This is a genomic window from Parabacteroides acidifaciens, from assembly GCF_003363715.1.
In the GTDB taxonomy this organism is placed as follows: Bacteria; Bacteroidota; Bacteroidia; order Bacteroidales; family Tannerellaceae; genus Parabacteroides; species Parabacteroides acidifaciens.
Map to the genome: position 1 here is coordinate 1 of NZ_QREV01000100.1, position 5,508 is coordinate 5,508.

General features: G+C 43.0%; 4 protein-coding genes, 1 tRNA gene and 1 pseudogene. 2 read left to right on the forward strand and 4 right to left on the reverse strand.

Annotated features, from left to right (window positions below; all coding sequences use genetic code 11):
• The 3 genes and pseudogenes from DWU89_RS20090 to DWU89_RS20100 form a co-directional block, all read right to left on the reverse strand.
• Nucleotides 1-281: pseudogene (locus DWU89_RS20090) on the reverse strand (N-acetyltransferase); the annotation flags it as partial.
• A gap of 241 nt (nucleotides 282-522) precedes the next feature.
• Nucleotides 523-609 (reverse strand) — tRNA-Ser (locus DWU89_RS20095).
• A 131-nt stretch (nucleotides 610-740) separates the two neighbouring features.
• The gene (locus DWU89_RS20100; RefSeq protein ID WP_115501409.1) at nucleotides 741-1,292 is read right to left on the reverse strand and encodes an NADH peroxidase; all 552 of its coding nucleotides are present in this window, start codon (nucleotides 1,290-1,292) and stop codon (nucleotides 741-743) included.
• Nucleotides 1,293-1,484: 192 nt separating this feature from the next.
• Between DWU89_RS20100 and DWU89_RS20105 the strand changes: the two genes are divergently transcribed.
• Nucleotides 1,485-2,543 (forward strand): class I fructose-bisphosphate aldolase, encoded by a 1,059-nt coding sequence (locus tag DWU89_RS20105; RefSeq protein WP_115501410.1) that lies wholly within the window; start codon nucleotides 1,485-1,487, stop codon nucleotides 2,541-2,543.
• A gap of 69 nt (nucleotides 2,544-2,612) precedes the next feature.
• Here the strand turns inward: DWU89_RS20105 and DWU89_RS20110 are convergent, their stop codons facing one another.
• Nucleotides 2,613-4,733, reverse strand: coding sequence for a S9 family peptidase (locus DWU89_RS20110; RefSeq protein ID WP_187574956.1), 2,121 nt, complete (start codon nucleotides 4,731-4,733; stop codon nucleotides 2,613-2,615).
• Nucleotides 4,734-4,818: 85 nt separating this feature from the next.
• Here DWU89_RS20110 and DWU89_RS20115 point away from each other — a divergent pair, with 85 nt between their 5' ends.
• Entirely contained in the window at nucleotides 4,819-5,307 is a 489-nt protein-coding gene (locus DWU89_RS20115) for an SPOR domain-containing protein (RefSeq protein ID WP_115501408.1), read from the forward strand.
• Nucleotides 5,308-5,508: the final 201 nt, after the last annotated feature.

A 5,508-nucleotide genomic window follows, 5' to 3' on the forward strand; every position in this document is an offset into this window, starting at 1 on the left:
ATTATTTTTTGCTTTCTCCACAACTTTCCGGGGTGATCCTGTAAAAGAGCTACCCCCAAGAAATATCGGGTGAGCCGTTTTCCTGTGGCATTATATGCTATAAAGGGCTGTATTTCGGAATATTCCAGCCCTGCATTTTTACTTGGATTGAATGAGTTCATAATATCCATATCCAAGTCGGGTACGTAGTATTGGCAATTATCATATAACTGCCCTGCAAACTTCACGAAATCGTTCATTTCACGTTTCGTTTCTACCTTTTTTACGCAGACGTTTTTCATATAGGGGATAAAATTATGAAAAGTTGTTTTAACTACAAATGAGCCACATAAAGATGCGACTTATTTAGTATTATTGGAGAACTTTAGAATATTTATGAGAGAAATTAAGGGTCAATACACGATCAATATAATAGTATTTTTAGGGCCGTAAAAAAAGAAAAGACTTCCACTATTTGAAAGAATAAAAAAGTCCCACAAATCATTCAATTTGCAGGACTTGATTGTTTTGTCGATTATTAAGCGGAAAGCGAGGGATTCGAACCCCCGGTACAGTTACCCGTACACCGCATTTCGAGTGCGGCCCGATCGACCACTCTGGCAGCTTTCCTTCGGTCGTCATTTGCGAGTACAAATGTAGGGAAAATTTAATATCATTGTCCTTTAATGCGCGTTTTTTTCACATATAAAAAGGGTATTCTCCTAAAAGAACACCCTTCCGCTTGTTAACGAATTTGCGAATTATTTGAAATAACGGTTATATAAACCTTCAAATCCTTTACCGTGGCGGGCTTCGTCTTTGCACATTTCATGAACTGTATCATGAATTGCATCCAGGTTCAGCTGTTTTGCACGAGTAGCAATACGTTTCTTATCTTCGCAAGCGCCGCATTCTGCATCTTTACGTTTTTCCAGGTTAGTCTTTGTGTCCCAAACGACATCACCCAACAGTTCGGCAAACTTGGCAGCATGTTCTGCTTCTTCCCAAGCATAGCGTTTGAAAGCTTCAGCTACTTCAGGATAGCCTTCACGATCAGCCTGACGACTCATAGCCAGATACATCCCGACTTCCGTACATTCGCCCATAAAATGAGCGTTCAGGTCTTTAATCATTTCTTCATCACAACCTTTAGCAACACCGATCACGTGTTCATCGGCAAAAGTCAATGCACCGGTTGTTTCTACTAATTCTTTAAATTTGCTCTTCGGCTGTTTGCATTGAGGACAGAATTCAGGAGCTTCATCACCTTCATGTACATAACCGCAAACTGTGCAAATCCATTTCTTTTTCATCTTTGTAAAATTTTTATTGGTTGTATAATCGTAAAATACTTGTAACACTCGTTATTTGTTCTTTGCAAATGTATGGAAACATTCGAAAACATACCACACAAAACCTGATAAATTTATTCTATCTGTTAATTGATAAAAACTATGAAACTTATCTCCGACACCCAATGTTATAATTTCAAAAACTTATATATTATGGATACATCTAAGATTATCAACTTGCTGGGCGAAGAGGGCGAGTTCTTGCTGCAGCACACATGCAAAACAATCGACAAATCGCTTATACATACTCCATCCCCGTCTGTCATAGACGATATATGGATTAATTCGGATCGGAATATCCAGACATTGAACAACCTCCAACGGTTGTTAGGTAACGGAAGACTGGCAAATACGGGATATGTCTCCATCCTGCCGGTAGACCAGGATATCGAACATACGGCAGGCGCTTCATTCGCTCCGAACCCGATCTATTTCGATCCTGAAAATATTGTCAAACTGGCAATCGAGGGCGGTTGTAATGCCGTCGCTTCCACATTCGGGATTTTAGGTTCTGTCGCACGCAAATATGCACACAAGATCCCCTTCCTGGTAAAGCTGAATCATAATGAATTGCTGACTTATCCTAATTCATACAACCAGATTATGTTCGGCACAGTGAAAGAGGCCTGGAACATGGGGGCTGCCGCTGTCGGCGCAACCATTTACTTTGGTTCGGGAGAGAGCAGAAGACAATTGATCGAAGTGTCCGAAGCCTTCGAATATGCGCATGAGTTAGGAATGGCAACTGTTTTATGGTGCTACCTGCGTAACAACGAATTTAAGAAAGATAATGTGGACTACCATGCAGCTGCCGACCTGACAGGACAGGCTAATCACCTGGGTGTCACAATAAAAGCAGACATTGTAAAGCAAAAGCTACCGGAAAACAACGGTGGATTTACAGCTATCAAATTCGGGAAGATCCACCAGAAAATGTACACGGAGCTGGCCACAGAACATCCGATCGACCTTTGCCGTTACCAGGTTGCAAACAACTACATGGGACGCGTCGGCCTGATCAATTCCGGTGGAGAATCCCACGGGGCTTCCGATTTGAAAGATGCCGTCTTTACTGCCGTAGTCAATAAACGGGCCGGCGGTATGGGGCTGATCAGCGGACGTAAGGCGTTCCAGCGCCCGATGAAAGACGGAGTGGAATTGCTGCATACCATACAAGATGTATATTTGGATCCGGAAATCACAATTGCCTGATAAAAACAAAAAAGGATGTGTACTTCAAAGTGAAGTGACACATCCTTTTTTATTATTCCTCAAAAGCTCTTATTTCTTCAGCCACATATCCAACCATTCAAAGAAAGTACGCTGCCAGAGCACGCCGTTCTGCGGTTTCAATACCCAGTGGTTTTCATCCGGATAGATCAACAATTCGGCCGGCACACCGCGAAGGACAGCCGCATTAAAGGCTGCCATTCCCTGATTAGCCAGGATACGATAGTCTTTCTCGCCATGAATGCAGAGGATTGGGGTATCCCATTTGTCAACAAACAAATGCGGTGAATTGGCAAACGTGCGCTGTGCCGTAGCATTCTGCTTTTCCCAATAAGCGCCTCCCATATCCCAGTTGGCAAACCACATTTCTTCTGTTTCCAGATATTGCATTTCCATATTGAATATACCGTCGTGAGCGATAAACACCTTGAAACGTTTGTCGTGATGACCTGCCAGCCAGTAAACGGAGAATCCTCCGAAGCTTGCTCCTACGCAACCTAAGCGGTCTTTGTCTACAAACGGTTCTTTTGCCATCTCGTCGATAGCCGTAAAATAGTCTTTCATACACTGGCCGCCATAGTCGCCGCTGATCTGTTCGTTCCATTCCATACCGAATCCCGGAAGACCACGACGGTTCGGAGCTACCACAATATAATCGTTGGCTGCCATAATCTGCATATTCCAGCGATAAGACCAGAACTGGCTTACCGGGCTTTGTGGACCGCCCTCACAGAACAACAAAGTCGGATACTTCTTGTTCGGATCGAAATGAGGCGGATAGATCACCCACGTAAGCATCTGCTTGCCATCGGTTGTCTTCATCCAGCGGCCTTCGACCTTGCCGATTGCCAGTTGATCGTAGATCTGCTTATTTTCGGTTGTCAACTGAGTGACTTTGTTGTTATCAGCCAAATCGATTGAATAGATTTCATCCCCCATGCTCAATGAGTGACGTTGTGCGATCAACTTATTCTCACCCAAAAGGGCAACGCCAGCATAATCGTACATACCGGATGTAAGCGGAGTAATCTTGTTACCATCCGTCAGATCGATCTTATAGACCTGCGCTTCACCATGCCATACACCCGTGAAATAAAGAGTCTTTGCGTCTGCACTCCAGACAAAGCCGTCAACATTGGAATCAAAATCTTTGCTGACAAAAGTCTTTTCACCTGTTTCCAGATTCATCACCATCAGACGGTTCTGATCAGATTCATACCCGTCGCGTTCCATACTCTGCCAGGCAATATACTTCCCGTCAGGAGAATATTGGGGATTGGTGTCATAACCCATAATACCCTCGCTGATATTGGTAGTCTGCTTGGTCTTCAGGTCATATACATAAATATCCGAATTAGTGGACAGTGCATATTCCTTGCCTGTCTTCTTACGGCTCGTATAGGCAACCTTATCGGAGGTCGTATTCCACGCCAGTTGTTCAATGCCGCCAAACGGCTTCAACGGGCTTTCAAACGGTTCGCCCTCCATGATGTCGACAGGGTTACTGATTGCCTTTCCGTCAAAATCCGCTACAAAAGGATGCGGAGCTGTTGTCACCCATTCATCCCAGTGTTTATACATTAAATCCGTTACAATGATACCAGTTGCCTTATCCAAATCCGGATATTTGTCAGCTGTGCTTTTCACCGTTTTTACCTGTGAGATAAACAAGACTTTCTTTTCGTCCGGAGAGAAGGCAAAGCCTTCGATATCGCCATCGTATTTAGATAACTGTTTACGGTGGCTTCCGTCCGGATCCATCTCCCAAAGCTGACTGCTACCACTTTCGTTACAAAGGAATGCTATTTTCGTTCCTCCTTTAATCCAGACAGCTTCGTTTTCCGAATAAGCTGTTTTTGTAATCTGCTTGTTATCCGTCCCGTCTGCATTCATAACAAAGACTTCGCGATTACTTCTGTTTTCCGGTACACTGTAATAGGCTACAGTATATACAACCTTTTTCCCATCCGGCGAAACATTCATTCCTCCGATACGTCCCATTGCCCACAAAGCTTCCGGAGTCATCCGTCCGTCTTTAATCTGAATATCCGAACGTCCGATAATATTTTCCGCTTTTACCTTTACGTCTACGTTAACGTTTACATCTTTATTACTACAAGCTCCAAATAATAAGGATGTTGCCATAACCATTGTTCCGATAGATTTATTCATGTAGTTTATAATATATTGTGTTTTGGGTACGAAAGTACAAAATATAATTTATATCTTTGTCCTATTAATTTAAGAACTGAACAGTATGAATAAGATTTGGTTATTTGGAGCCTCCATATGTATGGTTTTAGCAATGGGGTCTTGTAAACCTAAACAGAGTGCGTATAAGGCAGCTTACGAACAAGCAAAGGAAAAAGAATCAACAGCTCCGGTAGAAGTGGTTGAAGAGGCAGAAGTGGTTGAAGAAGTAACTCCGGTGTCAAAACCGAGAACTTCCAATGTCAGCACACGTGCAGAAAGAATTAATGCCGCACAAGGTGAAGACGCTACCAGACTGAAACGTTTCAGTGTTGTCATCGGTAGTTTTAAAAACAAAACAAACGCTTATGCTCTGAAAGAACGTATGCAAAATGACGGATATAACGCAGTTTTAGGAGAAAACGAACAAGGTATGCTGCGTGTAATCGTTGCCAGCTTCAATGATAAAGCAGATGCTGCTGACAGCCGCGATGCTATCAAAGCTAAATACGCTCCCAACTTCCAGGATGCATGGATTCTGGAAAGACAATATTAAGAAATAACGTAAGTATTTCCATAAAAAGAGCCGACGGTTTTCCCAGACTGTCGGCTCTTTTTTGTATTCTCTATCCATAGTTTCCACACACTCCACCCTATAAACAGAAAAAGGAGTCAGTTCAAATGAACTAACTCCTCTTCACTTCGCTTTCGCTTCTAAAACGGCAGCTATCTACTCTCCCACTTTTACGCAGTACCA

Coding starts and splice junctions, on each gene's coding strand:
- DWU89_RS20100 (WP_115501409.1), bottom strand. CDS start 1,292: ATGAAAAAGAAATGGATTTGCACAGTTTGCGGTTATGTACATGAAGGT.
- DWU89_RS20105 (WP_115501410.1), top strand. CDS start 1,485: ATGGATACATCTAAGATTATCAACTTGCTGGGCGAAGAGGGCGAGTTC.
- DWU89_RS20110 (WP_187574956.1), bottom strand. CDS start 4,733: ATGAATAAATCTATCGGAACAATGGTTATGGCAACATCCTTATTATTT.
- DWU89_RS20115 (WP_115501408.1), top strand. CDS start 4,819: ATGAATAAGATTTGGTTATTTGGAGCCTCCATATGTATGGTTTTAGCA.